Annotated in this window: 21 protein-coding genes and 1 pseudogene; 12 read left to right on the top strand and 10 right to left on the bottom strand. The window is 64.2% G+C overall.

Annotated elements, in window-relative coordinates:
• The first annotated feature begins 274 nt into the window (after positions 1 to 274).
• The 3 genes from AB5K84_RS07785 to AB5K84_RS07775 are packed head-to-tail and all read left to right on the top strand — an operon-like array spanning position 275 to position 3516.
• Entirely contained in the window at positions 275 to 1327 is a 1053-nt protein-coding gene (locus AB5K84_RS07785; RefSeq protein ID WP_011090310.1) for an Ldh family oxidoreductase, read from the top strand.
• Positions 1328 to 1348: 21 nt separating this feature from the next.
• The gene (locus tag AB5K84_RS07780; protein WP_011090311.1) at positions 1349 to 2716 is read left to right on the top strand and encodes an LLM class flavin-dependent oxidoreductase; all 1368 of its coding nucleotides are present in this window, start codon (positions 1349 to 1351) and stop codon (positions 2714 to 2716) included.
• A gap of 14 nt (positions 2717 to 2730) precedes the next feature.
• The gene (locus AB5K84_RS07775; RefSeq protein WP_011090312.1) at positions 2731 to 3516 is read left to right on the top strand and encodes a fumarylacetoacetate hydrolase family protein; all 786 of its coding nucleotides are present in this window, start codon (positions 2731 to 2733) and stop codon (positions 3514 to 3516) included.
• A gap of 1 nt (position 3517) precedes the next feature.
• On the opposite strand, the gene AB5K84_RS07770 is transcribed toward AB5K84_RS07775, so the two are convergent.
• Entirely contained in the window at positions 3518 to 4438 is a 921-nt protein-coding gene (locus AB5K84_RS07770; protein ID WP_038967360.1) for a LysR family transcriptional regulator, read from the bottom strand.
• Between the two features lie 61 nt (positions 4439 to 4499).
• On the opposite strand from AB5K84_RS07770, the gene AB5K84_RS07765 reads away from it, so the two are divergent.
• The 3 genes from AB5K84_RS07765 to AB5K84_RS07755 all read left to right on the top strand — a co-directional run bounded on the left by AB5K84_RS07765 (position 4500) and on the right by AB5K84_RS07755 (position 6435).
• A complete protein-coding gene (locus AB5K84_RS07765) occupies positions 4500 to 4958 on the top strand; it encodes a hypothetical protein (protein WP_011090314.1) in 459 nt (152 codons plus the stop codon).
• Between the two features lie 72 nt (positions 4959 to 5030).
• The gene (locus AB5K84_RS07760; RefSeq protein ID WP_011090315.1) at positions 5031 to 5534 is read left to right on the top strand and encodes a hypothetical protein; all 504 of its coding nucleotides are present in this window, start codon (positions 5031 to 5033) and stop codon (positions 5532 to 5534) included.
• Positions 5535 to 5595: 61 nt separating this feature from the next.
• Positions 5596 to 6435: a hypothetical protein gene (locus AB5K84_RS07755; protein ID WP_011090316.1), complete on the top strand. Its 840-nt coding sequence runs from the start codon at positions 5596 to 5598 to the stop codon at positions 6433 to 6435.
• A 14-nt stretch (positions 6436 to 6449) separates the two neighbouring features.
• Here the strand turns inward: AB5K84_RS07755 and AB5K84_RS07750 are convergent, their stop codons facing one another.
• A complete protein-coding gene (locus AB5K84_RS07750; protein ID WP_011090317.1) occupies positions 6450 to 6905 on the bottom strand; it encodes an Lrp/AsnC family transcriptional regulator in 456 nt (151 codons plus the stop codon).
• Positions 6906 to 7059: 154 nt separating this feature from the next.
• On the opposite strand from AB5K84_RS07750, the gene AB5K84_RS07745 reads away from it, so the two are divergent.
• Both AB5K84_RS07745 and AB5K84_RS07740 read left to right on the top strand, forming a co-directional pair.
• A complete protein-coding gene (locus AB5K84_RS07745) occupies positions 7060 to 10509 on the top strand; it encodes an indolepyruvate ferredoxin oxidoreductase family protein (RefSeq protein WP_097532504.1) in 3450 nt (1149 codons plus the stop codon).
• 5 nt (positions 10510 to 10514) lie between these two features.
• Positions 10515 to 10699, top strand: a pseudogene (locus tag AB5K84_RS07740) (indoleacetamide hydrolase); the annotation flags it as partial.
• On the opposite strand, the gene AB5K84_RS07735 reads toward AB5K84_RS07740, so the two are convergent.
• Complete coding sequence (locus AB5K84_RS07735) at positions 10694 to 11605, bottom strand: LysR family transcriptional regulator (RefSeq protein ID WP_011090319.1); 912 nt, start codon at positions 11603 to 11605, stop codon at positions 10694 to 10696. The pseudogene AB5K84_RS07740 and the gene AB5K84_RS07735 overlap by 6 nt on opposite strands.
• Positions 11606 to 11880: 275 nt before the next feature.
• Here AB5K84_RS07735 and AB5K84_RS07730 point away from each other — a divergent pair, with 275 nt between their 5' ends.
• From AB5K84_RS07730 to AB5K84_RS07720, 3 genes are all read left to right on the top strand, one after another.
• On the top strand, positions 11881 to 13062 hold the full coding sequence (locus AB5K84_RS07730; RefSeq protein ID WP_011090320.1) for an HlyD family secretion protein: 1182 nt from the start codon (positions 11881 to 11883) through the stop codon (positions 13060 to 13062).
• Between the two features lie 118 nt (positions 13063 to 13180).
• The gene (locus AB5K84_RS07725; RefSeq protein WP_011090321.1) at positions 13181 to 14800 is read left to right on the top strand and encodes an MDR family MFS transporter; all 1620 of its coding nucleotides are present in this window, start codon (positions 13181 to 13183) and stop codon (positions 14798 to 14800) included.
• A gap of 27 nt (positions 14801 to 14827) precedes the next feature.
• The gene (locus tag AB5K84_RS07720; protein WP_011090322.1) at positions 14828 to 15289 is read left to right on the top strand and encodes a carboxymuconolactone decarboxylase family protein; all 462 of its coding nucleotides are present in this window, start codon (positions 14828 to 14830) and stop codon (positions 15287 to 15289) included.
• Positions 15290 to 15458: 169 nt separating this feature from the next.
• Here the strand turns inward: AB5K84_RS07720 and AB5K84_RS07715 are convergent, their stop codons facing one another.
• From AB5K84_RS07715 to AB5K84_RS07690, 6 genes are all read right to left on the bottom strand, one after another.
• Positions 15459 to 16319, bottom strand: a complete 861-nt coding sequence (locus AB5K84_RS07715) for a D-amino-acid transaminase (RefSeq protein WP_038967356.1) — start codon at positions 16317 to 16319, stop codon at positions 15459 to 15461.
• 166 nt (positions 16320 to 16485) lie between these two features.
• Positions 16486 to 17217, bottom strand: coding sequence for an amino acid ABC transporter ATP-binding protein (locus AB5K84_RS07710; protein WP_011090324.1), 732 nt, complete (start codon positions 17215 to 17217; stop codon positions 16486 to 16488).
• A 12-nt stretch (positions 17218 to 17229) separates the two neighbouring features.
• Complete coding sequence (locus tag AB5K84_RS07705; protein WP_011090325.1) at positions 17230 to 17922, bottom strand: amino acid ABC transporter permease; 693 nt, start codon at positions 17920 to 17922, stop codon at positions 17230 to 17232.
• Between the two features lie 4 nt (positions 17923 to 17926).
• Positions 17927 to 18658, bottom strand: coding sequence for an amino acid ABC transporter permease (locus tag AB5K84_RS07700; RefSeq protein WP_011090326.1), 732 nt, complete (start codon positions 18656 to 18658; stop codon positions 17927 to 17929).
• Positions 18659 to 18785: 127 nt separating this feature from the next.
• On the bottom strand, positions 18786 to 19697 hold the full coding sequence (locus AB5K84_RS07695; RefSeq protein ID WP_011090327.1) for an amino acid ABC transporter substrate-binding protein: 912 nt from the start codon (positions 19695 to 19697) through the stop codon (positions 18786 to 18788).
• A gap of 99 nt (positions 19698 to 19796) precedes the next feature.
• Positions 19797 to 21182 carry a M20 family metallopeptidase gene (locus tag AB5K84_RS07690; protein ID WP_011090328.1) on the bottom strand — a complete coding sequence of 462 codons (1386 nt, stop codon included), beginning with the start codon at positions 21180 to 21182 and terminating at the stop codon, positions 19797 to 19799.
• Between the two features lie 269 nt (positions 21183 to 21451).
• Between AB5K84_RS07690 and AB5K84_RS07685 the strand changes: the two genes are divergently transcribed.
• On the top strand, positions 21452 to 22831 hold the full coding sequence (locus AB5K84_RS07685) for an LLM class flavin-dependent oxidoreductase (protein ID WP_038967351.1): 1380 nt from the start codon (positions 21452 to 21454) through the stop codon (positions 22829 to 22831).
• A 184-nt stretch (positions 22832 to 23015) separates the two neighbouring features.
• On the opposite strand, the gene AB5K84_RS07680 is transcribed toward AB5K84_RS07685, so the two are convergent.
• Positions 23016 to 24677: a thiamine pyrophosphate-binding protein gene (locus AB5K84_RS07680; protein ID WP_011090330.1), complete on the bottom strand. Its 1662-nt coding sequence runs from the start codon at positions 24675 to 24677 to the stop codon at positions 23016 to 23018.
• Between the last annotated feature and the right edge of the window lie 24 nt (positions 24678 to 24701).

Raw genomic sequence — 24701 nt, 5'->3', positions numbered from 1 at the left:
TTCCCGGGTACTTTATGAACGGCCATCGCCTAAGTGGTCGTTATTGCGTGTCGCAAACCGTCGATCAGAGTGAACGAGCTGCGAACGACCCCCGCCAAACTGTCGAGAATACCGCCGGCCGGAACGAATCTTCGACCAAAGGCGCGCTCTCTTTACGAATTTGCAGCCCTGTATTGGTTTACGGGAGATTGATATCGGTCCTGCGCTTTGAGACGATGGTCCCCAACAAGCGCCCGCCAGCTATCATGATAAGGGCGATGACCGGGGAAACGCCATGCCGATCGTCAGGGCCGACCGCCTCACGCGCATCAGCGCCGCCCTGCTCCAGGCGGCGGGAGCTTCCCAGGAAGAGGCCGATGCGGTCGCGACCGGCTGCGTCAACGCCAATCTCGCCGGCCACGACTCCCACGGTGTGATCGCGGTTCCCACCTATATCGACCGCATCAAGGCCGGGCACATCGTTCCCGGCGCGACATGGACCATCATCCAGGAATCGCCGACCACGACCGTAATCGACGGCCATTGGGGATTTGGTTTCCACGTCAACGCCAAGGCAATGGCGCTGACGATCGAGAAGGCGAAGACGGCGAACGTCGCCGCCTGCACCGTGTTCCGGCAGAGCCATGTCGGCCGCCTCGCCGCTTATCCGCTGATGGCGATGCGCGAAGGCATGATCGGGATTGCAACCGCGGACTCCGGCCGCTCGCCGAAGCACGTGGCGCCGTTCGGCGGCAAGGAGGCGCGGCTCGGCACCAACCCGATCTCGATCGCGGTGCCGTCCGATCTCGATGCGCCGTTCTACCTGGACATGGCGACCTCGGCGGTCGCCGCCGGCAAGATCCAGCTCGCTGTGGCCCGCGGCGATAAGATCCCGACGGGATGGATCATCGATGCCGAGGGACGGCACACCAACGACCCGACCCAGTATCGCAAGGGCGGCGCGCTGCTGCCGCTCGGCGGCACCGAGGGCTACAAGGGCAGCGGGCTTGCCGCCATGGTCGAGGTGCTGTGCGGCCTGCTCACCGGTCTCGGCTTCGGCGTCGAGCCGACGGGGCGGCACAATGACGGCTGCTTCATGGCGGTGTTCAACGTCGCCGCGTTCCGCCCGCTGAAGGAGTTCAAGCGCGAGGTCGCCGAATTCGCGCGCTATCTGAAATCGACCCCGCCCTCCGAGGGCAGCACGGGCGTCTACTATCCCGGCGAGATCGAGGGCGTGCGCGAGCAACAGCGGCTGCGTGACGGCATCGAGGTCGAGGATGCCACCTGGGACAAGCTGCGCGCGCTGGCGCGGGAATACCGGCTCGACACGGTGCTCGATCTGGCCTGACGCAATTCGGAGAACAGCAGCATGACGCGGCAGATGGTACTGGTCGGCTTCCTCCAGGCGCAAAACTGCACCAATTTGCCGAGCTCCTGGCGGCATCCGGACTCGCGCGACGATTCGATGTCGGCGGATTACTATCAGGAGATCGCCAGGATCCTCGAAGCCGGCAAGTTTCACATGGCCTTCTTCGACGATCGCCTGGCGATGCCGGACCGCTACGGCAACGACCACGCCCATACCGTCGAATACGGCATCCGCTGCGTGAAGATGGACCCGCTGATCGTGCTGACCACGATGGGCATGGTCACCGACAAGCTCGGCCTTGGCGCGACCTGCTCGACCACCTATTACGAGCCGTTCGACGTCGCGCGCCGCTTCGCGACGCTCGACTTGATGTCCGGCGGGCGCGCGGGCTGGAACGTCGTCACCTCGCTCAATGACGGCGAGGCGCTCAACATGGGCCGGGACTCCCATCCCGAACACGATTCCCGCTACGACCGCGCCGACGAGTTCATGGAGGTCGTCCTCGGCCACTGGGACACGTGGGAGGACGGCGCGCTCATCATGGACAAGAGGAGCGGCCGCTTTGCCGATCCGGCCAAGGTGAAGCGGCTCGATCACAAGGGAGCAGCCTTCAAGTCGCGCGGGCCGTTCACCGTGCCGCGTTCGCAACAGGGCCATCCTGTCATCATCCAGGCCGGCGCATCCGGCCGCGGCCAGCGCTTTGCCGGCCGCTGGGGCGAGGTGATCTTCACCGCCGCGCGCAACCTCGCCGCGGCCAAGGAGGGTTATGCGGCCGTGCGCAACGAGGCGGCCAAAGCCGGCCGCGATCCCGAGCAGATGTTCCTCTGCAACCTGACGACGCCGGTCTGCGGCGCGACCAAGGCCGAAGCCGAAGACAAGATGGCGCTGATCAACAAGCTGCCGCTCCAGATCGACGCGCTGTCGCTGCTCGCCGAAGCGCTCAATTACGATTTCGCCTCCAAGGACCTCGACGCGCCGCTGACCACGGAAGAGCTGAAGAGCATGCAGGGCATTCTGGGCATCCGCGACGGCGTGCTGAAGAATTCAGGCAAGAGCAATCCGAGCGCGCGCGATTTCGTCACCTTCTCCAGCCGCGGCCAGGTGCAGGACGCGATGGTCGGCGGCCCCAAGGAGATCGCGGACAAGCTCGAAGAGATGTTCGTCGAGCGCGGCTGCGACGGCTTCGTCATCGCGGCCACCTACGTGCCCGGCTCCTACGCCGATTTCGTTCGCCATATCGTGCCGGAATTGCAGCGGCGCGGCTTGTTCCAGAAGGACTATCGCGGCAAGACGCTGCGGGAAAATCTCGGCTTGAGGCGGCCTGCCGCCGGCGCCTGGAAGGTGCAGCCGCGCGATGCTGCGGAATAACTGGAGGATCCGACATGCGCTGGCTGAAATTCTCCGCCTCGGACAAGACCTCCTGGGGGATCGTTGAAGGCGACCGGGTCATCGCAATCGACGGCGATCCCTTCCGCGAATGGCAGCGCACCTCGCGCACGCTTCCGCTTGGCGAGGTGAAGATCGAGCTGCCGCTGATCCCGCGCACCTTCTATTGCGTCGGCCTGAACTATTTGAAGCACCTGAAGGAGGCCGCCGACAAGCGCGGCGAGGTGCCGGCCGTGCCTGACAGGCCCGAGATCGGCTATCGCGCGCAGAACGCGCTGATCGCACACGACGAGGAGGTCGTGATCCCCTCTTTCGCGACGGACAAGATCCACTACGAGGGCGAGCTCGTCGTCGTCATCGGCAAGAAGGTCAAACACCTCACCAAGCAGAACGCGATGGATTGCGTGTTCGGCTACACCATCGGCAACGACGTCAGCGAGCGCAGCTGGCAGAAGGCGGATCGCAGCCTGTGGCGCTCGAAGAACGCCGACACGTTCAAGCCGATGGGCCCGTGGATCGAGACCGAGGCGAATCTCGCCAGGATGGAGACCGTCGTCCGCGTCAACGGCAAGGAGACCAACCGCTTCTACACCAACGACATGATCTTCGGCGTGGTGCCGTTCCTGGTCGAGCTGACCAAGTACTTTACGCTATGGCCGGGCGATGTGATCTGGATGGGCACCGACGGCGCCTCGCCGGACATCAAGCACGGCGATGTCGTGGAGATCGATATCACCGGCATCGGCACGCTGCGCAATCGGTTCGTGCGGGAGCAACGGTAGATCAGCTCGCGCCGCCTGAGCGGCCCTTCACATGATCGATAAAGGCCCGCAACTTCGGCATGATTTGTCGGTGACCGGGATAGTACAGGAACACGCCCGGTGTCATCGGCGCGAATTGCTCCAGGACGGGAACGAGCTTGCCCGCCGCCATGGCACCGGTGGCCAGCGGTGCGGGCACTTGCGCAAGACCCACACCTTCGACGGCGGCTCCGAGCATCGTCGGAAAGTCGTTCGCGATGAAAGGTCCCGCAACCACAATCTCGATCGAACGACCGTTGTCGTCGAGCGACCATGACGCAAGCGCACCGTTCGATCGTCGCAATCTCAAGCACGCGTGCTCGCGCAGATCGTCCGGCCGCTCGGGCCGACCGCGGCGGGCAAGGTAAGCCGGGCTGCCGAGGATAATGAGCGGTAGCGGGTTCGTCAGGCGCACCGCGACCATGTCGGGGGCGATGAACTGGCCCAACCTGATGCCGGCGTCAAAACCTTCGGCTGCGAGGTCGACCAGCTCTTCGCTTGCGGCAAGCTCCACCTCGATCTCGGGAAATGCCCGACAGAACGACGCGATCAGCGGCTCCAGCAGGATCGGCACGACGGAGCGCGGCACGGTGAGACGCAGGAGGCCGGCCGGTCGCTGTCCGAGCTCGCGCGCCGCCCCGCTTGCCGCGACGAGCTCCTCGAAGGCGGGTCTGGCGCGCGCAAGGAATCTTTCGCCGGCTTCGGTCAAACCGACGCTGCGGGTCGTGCGGATGAAGAGCGCGGCGCCGACGCGCGCCTCGAGCGCGCGTATCGCCTGACTGATGGCCGATGGCGTGACCCCGAGCTCAGCTGCCGCTCGGCGGAAACTGCGATGCTGGGCGACACTCAGGAACGCCTCCACGCCGTCCAGTGCACCGTGCCTGACTGTGAAGTTCTGCTTCATAGCCCGTCAACATTATCGCGAATAGTAACTCGCGGGAAGCGGCCTTACATCCGAATTGCAAATGAGCCGTGCCGTCGCCGCAGCCGCCGCGATCGGAGACATGAAATCGATGAAGACAATCCGCGACGTCGTCCTGAACGTCGTCTTGGCAGTCACCCTCATACTCACAGGCGCAACCTCCATGGCCGATCCTTCACTTGCCCAATCACAGACCGCGGCGCCGACAACGGGGGTCATGGTCATCCTGACCGTCAAGGCGGGCGTCACCCGAGATCAGATCATGGCCGTCATGCCCGATGAAATCAGGCAGACCGTGCAGCTCTATCTCAACGGAACGGTTCGCGAATGGTATTCGCGATCCGACGGGCGCGGCGCCGTATTCCTGTTGAATGTCAGGGATGTCGCCGAGGGACACGCGATCATGGATGGCCTGCCGCTCGCGCGGCGGGAGCTCATGGACCACGACTACATCGCAGTCGGTCCGCTGATGCCGCTCGGTCTGCTGATGGCCAAACCCTGAGCGTCCGCCAACGCCGAACCGACCAGCTTCGACTGCACCCGGCCGGAGAGGCCACCACAAGGACATCCGAACGTGCCGCAAAGCTTCAACCTTCCCTTCGTGCTCAGCGTCGCCGGTGCTTTCCTGACAAGCGCGGTGGTGGCTTCGATCTACGTCTGGCCGGCACTCCGCGTCATGCCGCGCTACGAGGCCCTGAGACTGCTCGCGGCCTTCAACGCGTTCAGGTTCTTCGGCATGAATTTCATGGTGGCGGGATTCGTATCCGCGGAGTTGAGCCCGAATTTCGCCGCCGAGGTCGGATGGGGGGACCTTATTGCCGCCACTCTCGCGCTCGCGTCAATCGCAGCACTCTCCTGGCGATGGTCGATCGCAATTCCGGTGGTCTGGGCGTTCAACGTCTGGGGCACGCTGGATCTCCTGAATGCCTACTACATGGGCGTGACGAAAATCCAGGATCCCGGCCTCTTCGGCGCCGGCATTTATATTCCAGCCCTCTACGTGCCGCTGCTGCTCGTCAGCCATGTTCTCGTCTTCATGATTCTGGTGAGGTCCGGATCGGAAGAAGAAACGGCCTGACATGGCCGCTGGCCGCGATCTCGTGCGTCCACCGCAGTCGACCTCTCTCTAGGGAACGCCGATGAACAGCGATGCTGCTTCCGTTGCCGCCCCGGCCCAGCCTGCCATCCGGCTCGGCTTGATGTGGACCGTTCTATTCACGATCCTGTGGACCTGGCTGATCTACTCGCTCCCCGCACTTCCGCAGAGCGGTTTTCCGGCCCTCGGCGTTCGGCTGCTGGCCCATGGGCTCATTGCGCTCGGCCTGTGGCTCGGGCTCGAAAACACCGCGTTGACGCCAGAGCAACGCCGGGCGACCTGGCTGGTCGTCATGGTCTCCTTCACGCTTTGGGCTGCCCTCGCCTGGACGGCATCCATCAATGGTTCATTCCGCACGGGCGCCTCCTCCTTGCCGCTGCTTCCCGCGGCGATCCTGCTGCCAGTGATCGTCGGCACTCCGGTGCTGATGCTATCGAAGCGGGTCGGACAATTGCTCGATGCAATGCCGGCGACGTGGCTCATCGCCCCTCAGGTTTATCGCATCTTTGGCAGTCAATGGCTCGCTTACTGGCTGCGCGGGGTGCTGCCGGGCGTCTGGGCATTGCCGGCAGGAGCCGGCGACGTGCTGACCGGACTGTTCGCGGTGCCGGTGGCGATCGCCTTGGCGGCCGGGACGGCCGAGGGGCGGACAGGTGCGATCTTCTGGAATATCTTCGGCCTCGCAGACTTCGCCGTTGCGATCGCCCTGGGAATGGCGATGTCGCCTGGCCCGTTCCAGCTCATCGTTCCGGATGGCCCGAGCATGGCCATTGATACCTTTCCGAACGTGCTGACCCCGGCTTTCGTCGTGCCAAGCTCGATCCTGCTGCATGCACTGTCGCTGCGCCAACTGCGCCGGCGCAGCCGGACTGAGGCAGTGTGAGTCCCGTCGTTGTCTCAGAACGGCAGCGCCACGCCGGTCTTGATCTCCTTCAGCACCACATTGCTGCGGACATAGCGGATGCCGGGGATGCGGAACATGAACTCGTCGAGGAATCTGTTATAGGCCGCCATGTCCTGCACGACGACGCGCAAATGATAATCGGCGTCGCCCGTGGTCGCGAAACATTCCAGCACCTCGCGGCGCGTCGTGACCCTGGCCACGAATTCGTCGACGAACTTCGCATCGTGCCGCTCCAGCGAGACGTGGAGGATGGCCGACATCGTAAATCCCGCCTGCTCGCGCGCGACCAGCGCCGCATAGCCTTGGATGACGCCGCTCTCCTCCAGCGCGCGCACCCTGCGCCAGCAGGCGGAAGTGGACATGCCGATCTCGTCGGCGAGCTGCTGATTGGTGGCGCGACCATCCTTCTGAAGGTGGGCGAGTATTCGCGTGTCCTGTTCTTCGATCATGGAGGCCTCCCCGGGCCGAGAACATCTACCAAATTTGATTGCCTTGCGCAAAATTCTACCGAAATTTTGATATATGCGGGACAAATAGGTAAGACCTACCAGCCTCCCAGGCATAATCTTCCAGCTTCAGGCAGGATGCCGCGCGAGGTCCACCATGGACGCCATTCCGTCACTCGACGCTTACGAGCTCTCCGACCGCTACGACCGCGAGGACGGCCGCGTCTTCCTCACGGGTACGCAGGCCATCGTCCGCATCGCACTCGACCAGGCGAAGCGCGACCGTATGCGCGGTCTCAACACCGCCGGCTTCATCTCCGGCTATCGCGGCTCGCCGCTCGGCGGCATCGATCTCGAGCTGTGGCGCATCCAGGAGCGCCTCAAGCGGGACCGCATCGAATTCCTTCCGGCCGTGAACGAGGACCTCGCGGCAACCGCCGTGCTCGGCTCGCAACAAGTCGAGACGCAAGCGGAGCGCGAGGTCGATGGCGTGTTCGGGCTCTGGTACGGCAAGGGTCCCGGCGTCGACCGCTCCGGCGATGCGCTCAAGCACGGCAATGCCTATGGCTCCTCGCCTCATGGCGGCGTGCTGGTGGTCGCCGGCGACGACCATGGCTGCGTCTCCTCCTCGATGCCGCACCAGTCCGACGTCGCCTTCATGAGCTGGTTCATGCCGACGTTGCATCCAGCCGATGTCGGCGAATATCTGGCGTTCGGCGAATATGGCTACGCGCTGAGCCGCTTCTCCGGCATGTGGGTCGGCTTCAAGGCGATCTCGGAGATCGTGGAGTCAGGCGCATCCGTCGCGCTGCGCCCGCCGCGCGCCTTCCGCACGCCCGACTTCACGCCGCCGCCGGGCGGCCTGCATTATCGCTGGCCGGACCTGCCGGGACCGCAGATCGAGGAGCGGCTGGAGGCGAAGAAGCACGCGGTCTATGCCTTCGCAAAGGCCAATCCGATCGACCGCCACATCTACGACATTCCGAACGCCACCTACGGCATCGTCACCACAGGCAAGGCGCATCTCGACCTGATGGAAGCGCTGCGGCTGATGGGCCTCGATGAGGCGGCCTGCCGCAGCATCGGCATCGACGTCTACAAGGTCGGCATGGTCTGGCCGCTGGCGCTACATGACGCGATGGACTTCGTGAAGGGCAAGCGCGAGATCCTCGTTGTCGAGGAAAAGCGCGGCATCATCGAGAGCCAGTTCAAGGAGTATTTCTACGACTATCCCGGCACCAAGCCCGAGCGCATGGTCGGCAAGCATGACGAGCGAGGGGCGCGGCTGATCTCCTGGATCGGCGAATTGTCGCCGCGTGCGCTGGCTGGCGTGCTCGCCCGCCGGCTCGATCCGATGTTTCCGGGCCTCAATCTCGCCGCACGCGCGGCCGCCTTGATGCCTGAAGCCGCCCGCACGATCAACGTCAGCGGTGCGACACGTACGCCTTATTTCTGCTCGGGCTGCCCACACAACACGTCGACAAAGGTGCCTGAGGGCTCGAAGGCGCTGGCCGGCATCGGTTGCCACTTCATGGCGAGCTGGATGGACCGCGAGACGTCGTCGCTGATCCAGATGGGCGGCGAGGGCGTGAACTGGGCAGCGTCATCGAGATTCACCGGCAACAGGCACATCTTCCAGAATCTCGGCGAAGGCACCTACTATCACTCCGGCTCGATGGCGATCCGGCAGGCGATCGCCGCCAAGGCCAACATCACCTACAAGATCCTGTTCAACGACGCCGTCGCCATGACCGGCGGCCAGCCGGTCGACGGCCCCATCAGTGTCCATGCCATCGCGCATAGCGTCCGTGCTGAAGGCGTGGCGCGCATCGCGCTGGTGTCGGACGATCCCGCGCAATTTTCGCCGGCGGACCTGCCCATCGGCGTCACCATCCATCCGCGCGAGGAAATGGACCCCGTGCAGCGCGAGCTGCGCGAGGTCTCCGGCGTCTCCGTCCTGATCTACCAGCAGACCTGCGCCACCGAGAAACGGCGCCGCCGCAAGCGCGGGCAGATGGCCGACCCCAAGCGTTTTGCCTACATCAACGACCTCGTCTGCGAGGGCTGCGGCGACTGCTCGGTCGAATCCAACTGCCTCAGCGTCGAGCCGAAGGAGACGCCGTTCGGCCGCAAGCGGCAAATCAACCTGTCGACCTGCAACAAGGATTTTTCCTGCCTCAACGGCTTCTGTCCCAGTTTCGTGACTGTCGAAGGCGCGACGCGCCGGAAGAAGAGCGCGAGCCAGATCGACGCGGTCGGCCGCGCGGCGACGCTTCCCCTGCCCGCTCCCGTCGCGCTCGACCGTCCCTACGACCTGCTGGTAACAGGCGTCGGCGGCACCGGCGTGATCACCGTCGGCGCGCTGATCGGCATGGCCGCGCATCTCGAACGGAGCGGCGTCTCGGTCCTCGACTTCACCGGCTTTGCGCAGAAGTTTGGCCCGGTGCTGAGCTACATCCGCCTCGCCGCCTCGCCCGAAGCGTTGCACCAGGTCCGCATCGACCAGGGCGCGGCCGATGCGTTGATCGGCTGCGACCTCGTCGTCAGCTCCGCGCCGAAGGCGTCCGGCACCTATCGCCGCGGTACGCGCGCCGCTGTCAACACGGCGGAGATGCCGACCGGCGACGTCGTCCGCTTCCGCGACGCCGATCTCGCTTCGCCCGCCCGCCTGCGCGCGATCCGGCAGGTCGTCGGCAACGACAATCTCGACACCATCAACGCCAACGCGCTGGCCGAACGGCTGCTGGGCGATGCCGTCTATGCCAACATCATCATGCTGGGCTTTGCCTGGCAGCGCGGACTGATCCCCGTCTCGCTGCAAGCGCTGTTGCGCGCGATCGAGCTCAACGGCATCGCGGTCGAGCGCAACAAGCAGGCCTTTGCCTGGGGCCGGATCGCCGCCGCCGATCCGGACTCTCTGCCGAGGGCGGACGATACGCCCAAAACCGAGACGCTCGACCAGCTCATCGCCCGCCGCGCCGATTTCCTCACCGCTTATCAGAACGCGGCCTATGCGGCACGCTACCGGACGATCGTCAATAAGGTTCGCAACGCCGAAGCTGCGCTGAGCAGCGAGGCGATGACCGAGGCCGTCGCACGCGTGCTGTTCAAGCTGATGGCCTACAAGGACGAGTACGAGGTGGCGCGCCTGCACATGCAGACCGGCTTCCTCGACGAACTGAAGCGCGAGTTCGAGGACGGTTTTAGCGTCCAGTATCACCTTGCGCCGCCGTTCCTGCCGTCCGAACGCGACGCCCGTGGCCGTCCGCGCAAGCGCGCCTTCGGCCAGTGGATCCAGACGCCGCTTGCCCTGCTCGCGCGGTTGAAGGGGTTGCGCGGGACGCCGCTCGATCCGTTCGGTTACACCGCCGAGCGGCGCACCGAGCGGGAGCTGATCTCCTGGTATGAGGGCGTGATCGAACGAATGCTCCACGAACTCGACGCGGCGCGCCTGCCCGATTTCATTGCGATCGCCAAGGCTCCGATGGAGATCCGTGGCTACGGCCCAGTCAAGGACATCGCGGTCGCGAAGGTGAAGCCGGAGGTCGAACGGCGTCTCGCCGATGTGATCACGGCATCGCCGGCAGAAATGCGCGCCCACGGTTGACGTGAAACACCGATCCCGGCAGCAATGCCGGCATTCCCGTGTCCAGATTCCGATCGCGCTCGGCGCGACGAGCAAATTGCCGATTGGCCTTGAGCTCGACGGCCCGGCAGGCAGCGATCGTCGCTTGCTCGCGATCGGCATCGCGCTTGACGGCGTGTTCGGGCGGCTGCCGCCGCCGCACCGGTCATGAATAAGGATTGATCAGCTTCTGCTGCTCGGCGCTGTGCGCCACCAGCATGTCGATGAAGGTTCTCACCTTCGCCGACAGATGATGTTTGTGCGGATAGACAGCGTTCATGGACAGCTCGACCGTCCGATATTCCGGCAACAGGCGCACGAGGCGGCCGGCCTCGAGGTCGTCCTGAATGAGAAACCCCGCCATCAGGCAGACGGCAGCGCCCCCCAGCGCGACCTTCCGCAGCGCTTCTCCGCTGTTGGTGACGAAGCTGCCGGATATCCGTACCGATGCCGGCGTGCCCTTGCGATCGAGGAAGCGCCATTCATCGCCAAACGGATAGTTCAGGTGACGGCCGCAATTATGCGCAGCGAGCTCGTCGAGCTTCTGCACCCGGCCGTGCTTCTCGATATATTCGTGGGAACAGCACAGCACGTGACGCCAGGTGGCGAGGCTCCGCACGATCAGGCTCGAATCCGGCGGCGGCGTCATGCGCAGGGCAACGTCGTAGCCTTCCTCGATGAGATCGACATCGGCCTCGCCCATGCGCAAATCGATCTTGAGCTCCGGATAGGCCGACAGGAGTTTCGCCACAACCGGCGCGACGAACGGGACCATGTGCGTGGCGACGTGGACGCGCAACGTGCCGCGGGGCACCGACTGCAATTCGCTCGCGATATCGTCGGCCTGTTCGATATCGGCGAGGATCTGGACGCAGCGGTCGTAATAGGCCTTGCCGATCTCGGTGAGGTTGACCCTGCGCGTGGTGCGCTGAAGCAGCCTCACGCCGAGCCGGTCTTCCAGCGCCTGGACGTGATTGCTCACCATGGTGGTCGACATGTTGAGCTTGCGGGCTGCTGCGGAGAAGCCGCCGGTCTCGACCACCCGGCTGAAGACTTCGAGGCTGGTCAATCGGTCCATGCCGCCTGATTATCCGCTCTTGATCGATAATCTCAAGGTTTTCGCCCCGATTATCTACCAGATCATCCCGCGTGTGACATGGCGCATGGGTTAGCAGCAATCGCTCGACAGGTGCGGCAATCGCTCTGGGGCAGTCGCACGTCTGGTCCGGTAGACCACACAGTAGGGCGAGCCCCCGGACTATCCACCCCTAATGGATAATCCTTCCGGCATTTCGCCGATTATCGCTCGAACTGGAAAGACCGATAGTCCCTGCCAGCCGATAGGAGACCGTCATGTCCGAGATGCCCCGCACCGAGAACTTTCAGCAAGCAACTGAAATCACTCAAGATTATTCCAAGTCGCCGCAGCTTGTGCCGATCCGTAACAAGCTCCGGCGCGCGACCCTGATACTCGCACTCCTCGCGGGCACGACAGCGGTTGTCTATTACGGACACGACTACTGGATCAACGGCCGCTATCTCGAGACGACCGACGACGCCTATGTCAAGGCGGACTCCACGATCGTCGCGCCGAAGGTTTCCGGCTACATCGCGAAGGTCCTGGTCGGCGACAACGAAAAGGTCAAGGCCGGCCAGGTGCTGGCCAGGATCGACGATCGCGACTTCAAGGCGGCGCTCGATCAGGCCCGCGCCGATGTCGCCGCCGCGGAGGCTTCCGTGCGCAACCTCGATGCCCAGCTCGAACTGCAACAGCCGATCATCGAGCAGAGCACGGCCGATGTCACGGCTGCGGACGCCAATCTGAAATTCGCCCAGGAGGAACGCGCCCGCTACGACGACCTGATGAAGTCGGGCTCCGGCACGATCCAGCGCGCGCAGCAGACCGATGCGGCGCTGCGCGCCAGCAACGCGCAATTGCAGCACGCCAAATCGGGCCTTCTGGCCGCACAGCGCAAGGTCGACGTGCTCACCACCCAGCGCGCCCAGGCCACGGCCCAGCTCGAACGCGCCCGCGCGGTCGCGCAGCAGGCGGCGTTGAACCTGTCCTATACCGAGATCACCGCACCGGTAGACGGCACGGTCGGCGCCCGTAGCTTGCGCGTCGGCCAGTACGTGCAGTCCGGCACGCAGTTGATGGCGGTGGTGCCGCTCGATGCGGTCTATGTGGTCGCGAACTTCAAGGAGACGCAACTCACCCATGTCCGCGCCGGCCAGCCGGTCGAGCTGCGCGTCGACAGCTTCCGCAGCCAGACCCTGCGCGGTCATGTCGACAGCCTGTCGCCGGCCAGCGGGCTCGAATTCGCGCTGCTGCCGCCCGATAACGCCACCGGCAATTTCACCAAGATCGTGCAGCGCGTCCCGGTGAAGATCGTGCTCGACGATCACAGCCTCACCGGCCTGCTGCGGCCCGGCATGTCGGCGGTGCCGACCGTCGACACCAAGGCCGCTGTGCTGGCTGAGCGCGAGACGGCAAAGCGCCTCGCTGACAACACCTCGCGCCCGAACGGCGGCTGACGTCGAGGGGCATGCGGCAGGATTATCAAGCCCTGCCGCATGATCCTTCCAGGACTTCCTCGATTATCGAAACCATCCACCCAGCGCATCCTGTCTCCGTAACCGAGACGAGGCTTCCATGAGCACGCTCCAACCGACCGTCAACGCCGCCTCCGCCGCCAACTTCCCCGCGCCGGCCGCGGCTCCCACGATTCCGGCCGTGTCGGCCAAGACCTGGATCGCGGTGATCGGCGCGACGCTCGGCGCCTTCATGGCGGTGCTGAACATCCAGATCGTCAACGCCTCGCTCGCCGACATCCAGGGCGCGATCGGCGCCGGCATCGACGACGGCGGCTGGATCTCGACCTCCTATCTGATCGCGGAGATCGTGGTGATCCCGCTGTCGGGCTGGCTCGCCCAGGTGTTCTCGATCCGCATCTACCTCCTCACCAACGCGATCTTATTTCTGGTGTTCTCGGCGGCCTGCGCGCTGGCGCAGGACCTGCCGCAAATGATCGTCCTTCGCGCCGTGCAGGGCTTTAGCGGCGGCGTGCTGATCCCGATGGCGTTCACACTGATCATCACGCTCTTGCCGAAGGCGAAACAGCCGATCGGACTTGCGCTGTTTGCGATCTCTGCGACATTCGCACCCGCCATCGGCCCGACCATCGGCGGCTATCTCACCGAGAATTGGGGCTGGGAGTACATCTTCTACGTCAACCTGGTTCCCGGCACGCTGATGATCGCGATGCTGTGGTTCTCGCTGGAAGCGAAGCCGATGAAGCTGTCGCTGCTGCGCGAGGGCGACTGGCCGGGTATCGTCACCATGGCGATCGGCCTCTCCGCGCTGCAGACCGTGCTGGAAGAAGGCAACAAGGACGACTGGTTCGGCTCGCCCTTCATCGTCAAACTGTCCATTATCGCCGTCATTGCGTTGACCGCTTTCCTCGTGATCGAGCTGACTGCGAAGAAGCCGCTGTTGAACCTGCGTCTGCTGGTTCGCCGCAATTTCGGCTTCGGCATCCTCGCCAACTTCCTGCTCGGTATCGCGCTGTACGGTTCGGTGTTCATCATGCCGGTCTATCTGTCGCGCATCCAGGGCTACAATGCCGAACAGATCGGCATGGTTCTGGCTTGGACCGGCTTGCCGCAGCTGTTGCTGATCCCTCTGGTGCCGCGGCTGATGCAACGCTTCGACGCCCGGATCATCATCGGCGTCGGCTTTGCGCTGTTCGCGGCTTCCAATTTCATGAACATCTATATGACGAATGACTACGCCACCGATCAGCTGTTCTGGCCCAACGTCGTTCGTGCTGTCGGACAGGCGTTTGTATTCGCGCCGCTCTCGGCCGTCGCCACGGCCGGAATCGAGCCGGAGAATGCCGGCTCCGCATCGGGCCTATTCAACATGATGCGCAACCTCGGCGGCGCCATCGGCATTGCGCTGCTCCAGACCGTGCTGACCAAGCGCGAGCAGTATCACTCCAACGTTCTGATGCAGTCGGTCTCGATGTTCGAGCAGGCCACCCGCACGCGGCTGGAACAGCTCACTCAATATTTCGTCAATCACGGCATCCTCGATCGTGCGGATGCGTCGCATCGTGCCTATGTCGCAATCGGCCATATCGTGCAGAAGCAGGCCTATATCCTGGCCTTCAGCGACACCTTCTACCTGCTCGGCATGGCGCTGATCGTGGCCCTGATCGCCGTCCTCTTCCTGAAGAAGCCCGGCCAGACCTCGGCCGGTGGAGCCCACTGACGTCACCCCAGCAAAAGGAGAACGACCATGAAGCCCCGCATGAACTACTATCAGGCCGCGCCCGACACGCTCAAAGCCCTGATCGCGGTGGACGATCAGATCAAGGCCAGCGGCCTGGAGCAATCCCTGATCGAACTGGTCAAGACACGGGCGTCGCAGATCAACGGTTGCGCCTTCTGCATCAACATGCACACCGAGGACGCCCGCAAGCGCGGCGAGACCGAACAGCGGCTCTATCTTCTCAATGCCTGGCGCGAATCTCCGCTCTACACCGATCGCGAGCGCGCCGCCTTGGCCTGGACCGAAGCGGTGACGCTGATCTCCGAGACGCACGCCCCCGACGACATCTACGAGCAGGTCCGCGCGCAGTTCTCGGAGCAGGAGACGGTCAACCTCACCACGCTGATCGGCACCATCAACGCGTGGAACAGGATCGCGATCTCGTTCCGCGCGGTCCATCCGGTGAAGGTGAAGGCGTCGGTGGCGTGAGGGGTGGTGTCAGTGGCGGCGTGCTGGACGCAACGCCGCTACCACACGCTCAACTGTCATGCCCCGCGAAGGCGGGGCATCCAGTACGCCGCAGCCTCTCGATTCATTCACGGGCGTCACGGAGTACTGGATCGCCCGCCTTCGCGGGCGATGACACCTGAGGTGCGTCCTAAACCGCCGTCGCCTTGGCGAATTCCACGTAGATCTCGCGCAGACGCGTCGCCATCGGGCCGGGCTTGCCGTCGCCGATTGTCTTGCCATCAATCGCGACCACCGGCTGCACGAACGACGAGGCCGAGGTGATGAAGGCTTCCTTGGCGGCCAGCGCCTCGGCGACCGTGAAGGACCGCTCCTCGACGCGGAGCTGACGTTCTTCCGCGAGCGCGATCACGGCCTTGCGCGTACAGCCCGGCAGAATCGCGTTGGAGTTCTTGCGCGTGACGATGACATCGTCCTTCGTCAGGATGAACGCCGACGATGAACCGCCCTCGGTGACGTATCCATCCTGCAGCATCCAGGCTTCGCCTGCACCGGCCTCCGCCGCGGCCTGCTTCGCCAGCACCTGCGCCAGCAGCGCCACGCTCTTGATGTCACGCCGCTCCCAGCGGATGTCGGGCACGGTGATCACGTTGATGCCGGTCTTGGCCGAGGCGGCATTGATGATGTCCTTTTCCGAGGTGAACATCACCAGGCTCGACCTGACATCAGCCTTGGGGAACGGGAAGTCGCGGCCCTTGTCGGCGCCGCGCGTAACCTGGAGATAGACGAGGCCGCTCCCGAGCTTGTTGCGCGCGATCAGTTCCTTCTGCAGCTCGGTGATGCGGTCGACCGTCTCCGGCAGCCTCAAGCTGATCTCGCCGACGGAACGCTCCAGCCGCGCCAGATGCGAGGCGTTGTCGACCAGCTTGCCGTCCAGCACGGCCGAGACCTCGTAGATGCCGTCGGCGAACAGGAAGCCGCGGTCGAGAACCGAGATTTTGGCGTCCGAGAGCGGGACGAATGAGCCGTTGACGTAGGCGATCGAGTCCAAGGCAGGTCTCCTGGCGGGAAAAGGGGATTTGGCCACGGGTATAGGAGATTTAGCGAGCCCGATAAACCCTCGATCCGTCATTCCGGGGCATTCGCAAAGCGAATGAGCCCGGAATCTCGAGATTCCGGGTTCGATGCTTCGCATCGCCCCGGAATGACGGCGCCGGTTAATGCGACAGAATCTTCGACAAGAACTTCTGCGCGCGGTCGCTGCGCGGCTTGCCGAAGAAATCCTCCTTCGCCGCGTCCTCGACGATCTCGCCGCGATCCATGAAGATCACGCGGTTGGCGACCTTGCGGGCAAAGCCCATCTCGTGCGTGACGACCATCATGGTCATGCCCTCGCGGGCGAGATCGACCATGACGTCGAGCACCTCGCTGACCATTTCAGGATCGAGCGCCGAGGTCGGCTCGTCGAACAGCATGACGATCGGATCCATCGCGAGCGCGCGCGCGATCGCAACGCGCTGCTGCTGGCCGCCGGAGAGCTGCGCCGGGAATTTCTGCGCCTGCTCCTTCAGGCCGACGCGCTCCAGGAGCTGCATGCCTTTCGCCACCGCCTTGTCGTACGGCCGTCCCAGCACCTTCTGCTGGGCAAGGCAGAGGTTCTCGATGATCTTGAGATGCGGGAACAGCTCGAAGTGCTGGAACACCATGCCGACGCGCGAGCGAAGCTTCGGCAGGTCGGTCCTGGGATCGTTGACCTTGGTGCCGTCGACGCTGATGTCGCCCTCCTGGAACGGCTCGAGCGCGTTGACGCATTTGATCAGCGTCGACTTGCCCGAACCCGAGGGACCGCAGACCACGACGACCTCGCCCTTGGTGACGCTGGTGGTGCAGTCGGTCAGCACCTGGAAGGTCGGGGTGTACCATTTGTTGACGTGGCTGATTTCGATCATGACCGACACGCTCTATCGAATGATGGCGATGCGCGCCTGGAGGCGACGCACGCCGAAGGACGCGACACAGGAAATGGTGAAGTAGACGACGGCGGCGAACAGGTACATCTCGACCAGGCGGCCGTCGCGCTGCGCGACCTTGCTCGCCGCGCCCAGAAAGTCCGGGATCGAGAGCACGTAGACCAGCGAGGTGTCCTGGAACAGCACGATGGTCTGCGTCAGCAGCACCGGCAGCATGTTGCGGAACGCCTGCGGCAGCACGACGTAGCGCATGGTCTGGGCGTAGGTCAGGCCGAGCGCGTTGGCGGCGGCGGGCTGGCCGCGCGAGATCGACTGGATGCCGGCGCGCATGATCTCGGAGAAGTACGCCGCCTCGAACATGATGAAGGTGATGAGCGAGGAGGCGAACGCGCCGACGCTGATCGGCCGCGACGCGCCGGTCACCCACTGCCCGATATAGGGCACCAGGAAGTAGAACCAGAAGATGACCAGCACCAACGGCAGCGAGCGCATGAAGTCGACATAGACGCCGGCGATGCGGCCGAGCACCTTGAAGCCCGACAGTCGCATCAACGCGATCGCGGTGCCGAAGATCAGGCCGCCGAGGCCCGCCAGCGCCGTCAGGGTCACCGTGAACGTCATGCCCTCGTAGAACAGGTAGGGCAGCGCGCGGCGGATGACGTCGAAATCGAGATTACCGAACATTGCGCTATTTCCCCGTGATGTAGCCGGGGATCGCGACATAGCGCTCGAGGAAGCGCATCGCGGTCACGACGACGGCGTTGACGAGGAGATAAAGGATGGTCGCGGCGGTGAAGGCCTCGAACACCTGGAACGAGAATTCCTGCATCGAGCGCGCCTGTCCGGTCAGCTCGATCAGGCCGATGGTGATGGCCACCGCCGTGTTCTTGATGGTGTTGAGGAACTCGGAAGTCAGCGGCGGCAGGATGATGCGGAACGCCATCGGCAGCAGCACGTAGCGATAGCCCTGCACGGTGGTGAGCCCGAGCGCGGTCGCCGCCATCTTCTGCCCGCGCGGCAACGAACCGATGCCCGCCTGCAATTGCACCGCGACGCGCGCCGACATGAAGAAGCCGATGCCGATCGCGGCCGTCCAGAACGGCGCATTCGGCAGTTGCTTCAGCCACAGGCCGGCGGATTTCGGCAGCAGTTCCGGCAGCACGAAGAACCACAGGAAGAGCTGCACCAGCAGCGGCATGTTGCGGAAGAACTCGACCCAGCAGAAGCCGAACCGGTAGGCCGCCTTGGACGGCAGCGTGCGCATGACGCCGACGAGCGAGCCGAACACCAGCGCGATGATCCAGGCGAGCACCGCCGTCTTCAGGGTCAGCACCAGGCCCGACAACAGCATGTCGAGATAGGTGCCGGTCCCCATCGGGTTCGGCTCGAAGAAAATTCCCCAGTTCCAGTGGTAGTTCACGTGTCCCTCGCGCGAACGCGCCAATCACAGATGTCGTAAACGTCTATGCAAATGTCCGGCCACTCCCTCCAGAATGGCCGGAATTTGCTTCCTCTCCCCGCAAGCGGGGAGAGGCGAACAACTCAGCTTACTTGTAGTCGTCCGGGTTCGGCGAGTCCGTCGGCTTGGCGAACTCGTTCTTCAGCTCGGCCGAGATCGGAGTGTTGAGGTTGAGCCCCTTCGGCGGGATCTTGGCCGTGAACCACTTCTCGTAGATCTTCTGGCCTTCGCCCGAGGTGTAGAGCGCAGCGGTCGCCGCATCGACCACCTTCTTGAACGGCGCGTCGTCCTTGCGCAGCATAATGCCGTAGGGCTCGGGCTTGGAGAAGGCGTCCTTGGAGATGACGTAGTCGTCGGGCGACTTCGAGCCGGCAACGAGGCTCGCGAGCAGGATATCGTCCATCACGAAGGCGACCGCGCGATCGGTCTCGACCATCAGGAAGGATTCGGCGTGATCCTTGGCCGGGATGATGTTGGCGCCGAGGCCTTTCGCAACATTGGCCTCGGTGAGCTGCTTGATGTTGGTGGTGCCGGCAGTCGAGACCACGGTCTTGCCCTTGAGATCATCGATCGACTTCAGGCCGCTCGACTTCTTGAACACGTAGCGGCTGGCGGTCAGGAAGTGGGTGTTGGTGAAGGCGACCTGCTTCTGGCGGTCGGCATTGTTGGTGGTCGAGCCGCATTCGAGGTCGATGGTGCCGTTGGCCATCAGCGGGATGCGGGTCGCCGAGGTCACCGGATTGAGCTTGACCTCGAGCTTGTCGAGCTTGAGTTCCTTCTTCACGGCGTCGACGATCTTGTAGCAGATGTCCATCGCGAACCCGATCGGCTTCTGGTTGTCGTCCAGATAGGAGAACGGGATGGAGGAGTCGCGGAAGCCCAGCGTGATGGCACCGGTGTCCTTGATGTTCTTCAGCGTGCCGGTCAGCTCCTGGGCCCCGGCCTGGCTGACGACGAAGGTCGCGGCGAGCGCGAGCCCGATGTGACGGAAATGCTTCACTTTTTTGGTCCCCTTTCAGGATGATGCGGCCGGATGCAAGCACAAATCAGGCCGGATTAGAATGTGACTTTCGACTGGATCGCCGCTCAGGTTAACGGCTCAGGTAAGTGGTTTGGGCAATTCGCCGAGATCCCAGAACAGGCCGGCCATCACCGTCAAGGCCTCTTCGGTCAACGGCAGCAGGATGTGCTCATTGGGCGCATGCTGGGAGCAGCCGGGATAGGAGTGCGGGACCCAGATCGTCGGCAGGCCCAGGATCTCGGAAAACACGTCGTTCGGCAGCGAGCCGCCGAAGTTCGGCAGCACCGCCGGCGCCTTGCCGGTAGTTTCCCGCACCGAATCCGCCGCCCATTTGATCCAGGGGCTGTCGAAATCGGTACGCGAGGCGGCAAAGCTCTGTGCGGCCCGCACCTCGACCATCGGGAAACCCTTTTGCACCAGATGCGCGCGGACGGCCTCGATCAGGCCGTCGACCTTGGTGCCGACGACAAAACGCAGTTGCAGCACGGCATTGGCATGGCCGGGAATGGCGTTGGCCGGCTTCTCGATATTGCCGGACGACATCGCCAGCACTTCCAACGTGTTCCAGGCATAGAGGCGTTCGGCCGCCGACAGGCCTTCCTCGCCCCAGTTCTCCGCCAGCGCCGGCTCGTCCGCGGTCGGCACCACGTCCACGTCCGCAAGATAGCTGCGGATCTGGTTGGTGAGCCGCGGCGGCTTCAGGGCATCGAGCTGGAGACGGCCATGGCCGTCGACCAGCGTCGAGATCGCGTTGACCAGAATGGTCGCGGGGTTGGCGAGCACGCCGCCCCAATTGCCGGAATGATGGCCGCCATCGCGCAAATTGACGTCGAGATGGATGCGGATGCCGCCACGGCAGCCGAGGAAGAGTGTCGGGCGATCTGCCGACAGCCGCGGTCCGTCGGAGGCCATGAACAGATCGGCCTTGAGCGCATCGCGATTGAGGTCGCAGACCTTGCCGAGATCGGGCGAGCCGATCTCCTCGCCCATCTCGACGATGAATTTGGCGTTGAAGCCGAGCTTGCCGCCGCGGGCCTCGCGCACCGCGCGGAGCGCCGCCATGTTGATGCTGTGCTGGCCCTTGTTGTCGGCGGTGCCGCGGCCGTAGAGGCGCGTGCCCGCAACCGTCGTGCGCCAGGGATCGCGGCCATCGCGCCACTCGCCTTCCATGCCGTCGACGACGTCGCCATGGCCGTAAATCAGCACGGTCGGGGCGGATGCGCTCTCGTGATGCTCGGCGAACAGGAACGGCGCCTTGCCGCTGGGAGATTCGACCATGCGGCTTTGAAAATCGAGCTCCGCGAACGCCGGCTGCATCTCCTGTTCCAGATAGGCGCGCAGCTCGGGGCCGCGCGACGGATTCTGGCTCTCGGTCTTGAAGGCGACGCGGCGGTCGAGTTCGGCGAGGAACGCGCCCGAATTGAAATCCTCACGGGCACGGGCGATGGCGGCGGCTCTGGTCATGATTTGCTTTTCGGACTTCGAGGAAGGACCCTACCCGAGACAGGACGGCCTTCGATAGTGGCGGGGACTTGGATTGTTCTTGTAGTTCTCTTGTAGTTCTCTTGTTCTCTTGGGATTTCGTTCTTGCTCGCTTGAGATTGGCTTGCCAAGGGCAGCAGTGCTGCTGATTTTGGCCTTGCCAAGTGCAAGTTATATGCAAGAACTTCGCCAAGTTGGGGCGCACGTCTATCATTCGAAGAGCGCTCGGTACAGAGCGCCGGGGGACCAATATGGCCAAGCAGATCAGGCTCAACGCCTTTGCGATGAATTGCGTCGCCCACCAGTCGCCGGGCCTGTGGACCCATCCGCGCGACCGCACCGCCGAATATAATCGCCTGCCTTACTGGCTCGATCTCGCCAGGACGCTGGAGCGCGGCCGTTTCGACGGATTGTTCCTGGCCGACGTGCTTGGCGTCTACGACGTCTATGGCAACAGCCCTGACGCAGCCTTGCGCAATGCAGCACAGACGCCGTCGAACGAGCCGCTGCTCCTGCTCTCGGCGATGGCGGCGGTGACGCAAAATCTCGGTTTCGGCGTCACCAGCAATTTGTCCTTCGAACCGCCCTACCCGTTCGCGCGGCGGATGTCGACACTCGACCATCTCACCGAGGGCCGGATCGGCTGGAACGTCGTCACCGGCTATCTCGACAGCGCCGCCCGCGGCGCCGGCAAGGACAAGCAGACCGGACATGACGACCGCTACGACATCGCCGACGAATATATGGAGGTCGTCTACAAGCTCTGGGAAGGAAGCTGGGAGGACGATGCCGTGCTGCGCGACCGGGCGCGCGGCATCTTCACCGATCCCGCAAAGGTTCATCGCGTCAATCACGAGGGCGCGAACTACCGCATCAACAACACCATCCATCTCAGCGAGCCGTCGCCGCAGCGCACGCCCGTGCTGTACCAGGCCGGCACCTCGCCGCGCGGCCGCCAGTTCGCGGCGCGTCACGCCGAATGTGTGTTCATGTCGGGACCGTCGGCCAAGATCATCGCGCCGCGCGTCTCCGCGATCCGCCAGGAGGCTGCCGCACTCGGCCGCAATCCGGCGGAGATCCTCATGTTCAACATGATGACGATCATCCTCGGCAACACGGAGGCTGAAGCTGCGGCGAAATATGCCGACTACCGCTCGCATATCAGCCCGGAAGGCGCCCTGGCCCTGATGTCGGGATGGACCGGCATCGACTTCTCCGGCTACGAGCCCGACCAGCAGGTCCGGCACGTCCAGAACGATGCCGGCCGCAGCGCGCTCGACAACGTCACCCGCGGTGATCCCGACCGCGTCTGGACCGTGCGCGACGTCATCGAGCATGTCGGCATCGGCGGTGCCGGTCCGGTCGTGGTGGGCACGCCGGAGAGCGTCGCAGACAAGATCGAGGATTGGTTCGAGAAGACGGACGTCGACGGCCTCAACGTGGCGTTCGCGATCTCGCCCGGTGATTTCGAGGACATCGCCGACATGCTGGTGCCGGAGCTGACGCGGCGCGGACGGTACAAGCCGGAATATGCGAAAGGCACGTTGCGGGAGAAGCTGTTCGGTGCGGGGCGCGCAAGGCTCGACACGCCGCATCCGGCGGCGGGGTATCGGGTGGGGAAGACGGTGTAGGCACCACCCCCAATGTCGTCCTGGCGAAAGCCAGGACCCATTACCCCAACAGGGAGTTTGGCGAAGACTGGTCGTTCGGGATTAGTACCACCCGCACACGATAGATCACGCGGTATGGGTCCTGGCTTTCGCCAGGACGACGATGTGGAGGCATTGTGCACGCTGCCTCCACACCGTTACTGCCCTACACCTTCCCGTCCACCATTACCTCGATCAGCTTCGTCCCCGGCCGGCCAAACGCCGACGACAGCGTCGCCTTCAGCTCGCTTGGGTCGCTGATCTTGATCGCCTCGCACCCCAATGCCTTCGCGATCCCGGCGAAATCGACCGGCGGATCGACAAAATCCATGCCGACATAATTGTCGTCGCCATGGAAGGCGAGCAGGCGCTGCTTGATGATGCGATAGCCGCCATTGTTGGCGATGACGACGTTGAGCGGCAGCTTGTGATGTGCCGCCGTCCACAGCGACTGGATCGAATACATCGCGCTGCCGTCGCCGGAGAAGCACACCACGGGACGATCCGGATTGGCGATGCTGACGCCGACCGAGGCCGGCAGGCCCCAGCCGATGCCGCCGGATGCGAGCCCATGATAGCCGAAGCGATCGCGGTGCGGATGCAGGTTCGTGATCTGGCGGCTGGAGGTGAGGCCTTCGTCGACGAGGATGGCGTTGCCGGGCATGGCCTCTGTCATTTGCAGCACCAGATAGTCCGGATCGATGGGGTTGCGGCCCGCACTCTTGCCGATCTGCTCCACCAGCGCGGCGCGGCGCGCGCTCCAGTTCTTCGGCGCAAGCTCGGCGAGACGCTGCCTGGCGCGTTGCGCCAGTGCCGCGCCGCCCATCTCCTTCAGCACCGGGATCAGCGCGCGCAGCGTTTCCTTGACGTCCGCCTTCAGCGCAATCTCCGCGCCAAAATTCTTGGCGATCTCCCAGTCGACGAGGCCGACCTGGAGAATTGGCAATCCATCCGGCAGCGGATCGACCTCGCTATAGACCGACATCCGCAGCGGATCGCCGCCGAGCGCGATCAGGAGGTCGTAGGGCGCGAGCGTGTCGCGCGCGACCTTCTGCACCCGCGCCAACGTGCCGACGAAGCTCGGGCTCTCCGAGAGGAAGTGCGAGCCATAGGGCGTCGAGGACTGATAGGCGGCAGCGCCGAGCAGCTCGGCGAGCTCGGCCGCCTCCTTCAGCGCGTCGCTCTTGACCACCTCGTCCATGGTGACGATGACAGGACGTTCGGCCTTGAGCAGCCGCGCGGCAAAGGCCTTCAGCGCCTCGTCCGACGGTTTGGTGCGCGCGTCGATGCGGGTGGAGCGGCCAAGATCGATGCCGGCTTCGCTGTTGAGGATGTCACCGGGCAGCGAGATGAACACCGGCCCGGTCGGCGGCGTCATCGCGACCTTGGCAGCGCGGCGCACGATGCGCGGCAGATCCTCCAGCCGCGTCACCTCGACCGCCCATTTCACCAGCGGTTCGGCCATGCGCACCAGCGGGCCGTACAGCACCGGCTCCATCAGGCCGTGGCCCTGCTCCTGCTGGCCCGCGGTCAAAATCATCGGCGTGCCCGTGAACTGGGCGTTGTAGAGCGAGCCCATGGCGTTGCCGAGGCCGGGCGCGACATGGACGTTGCAGGCGACGAGCTTTCCGGAGGCGCGGCTGTAGCCGTCGGCGATCGCGACCACCAGGCTCTCCTGCATTGCCATCACATAGGTGAGATCAGGGTGGTCCTTCAGCGCATGCATGATCGGCAGCTCGGTGGTGCCGGGGTTGCCGAACAGATGGGTGATGCCCTCGTCCTTGAGCAGCGCGAGAAAAGCGGAACGGCCGGTGATCTTGTTCTTCATGTTTCCTCCAGAAGCGGGCGTTGC

The organism is Bradyrhizobium sp. 1200_D9_N1_1 (assembly GCF_052075915.1).
GTDB lineage: Bacteria > Pseudomonadota > Alphaproteobacteria > Rhizobiales > Xanthobacteraceae > Bradyrhizobium > Bradyrhizobium diazoefficiens.
Note: the sequence above shows the minus strand (reverse complement) of the source record. Positions and strands in the feature narration are given on the sequence as shown.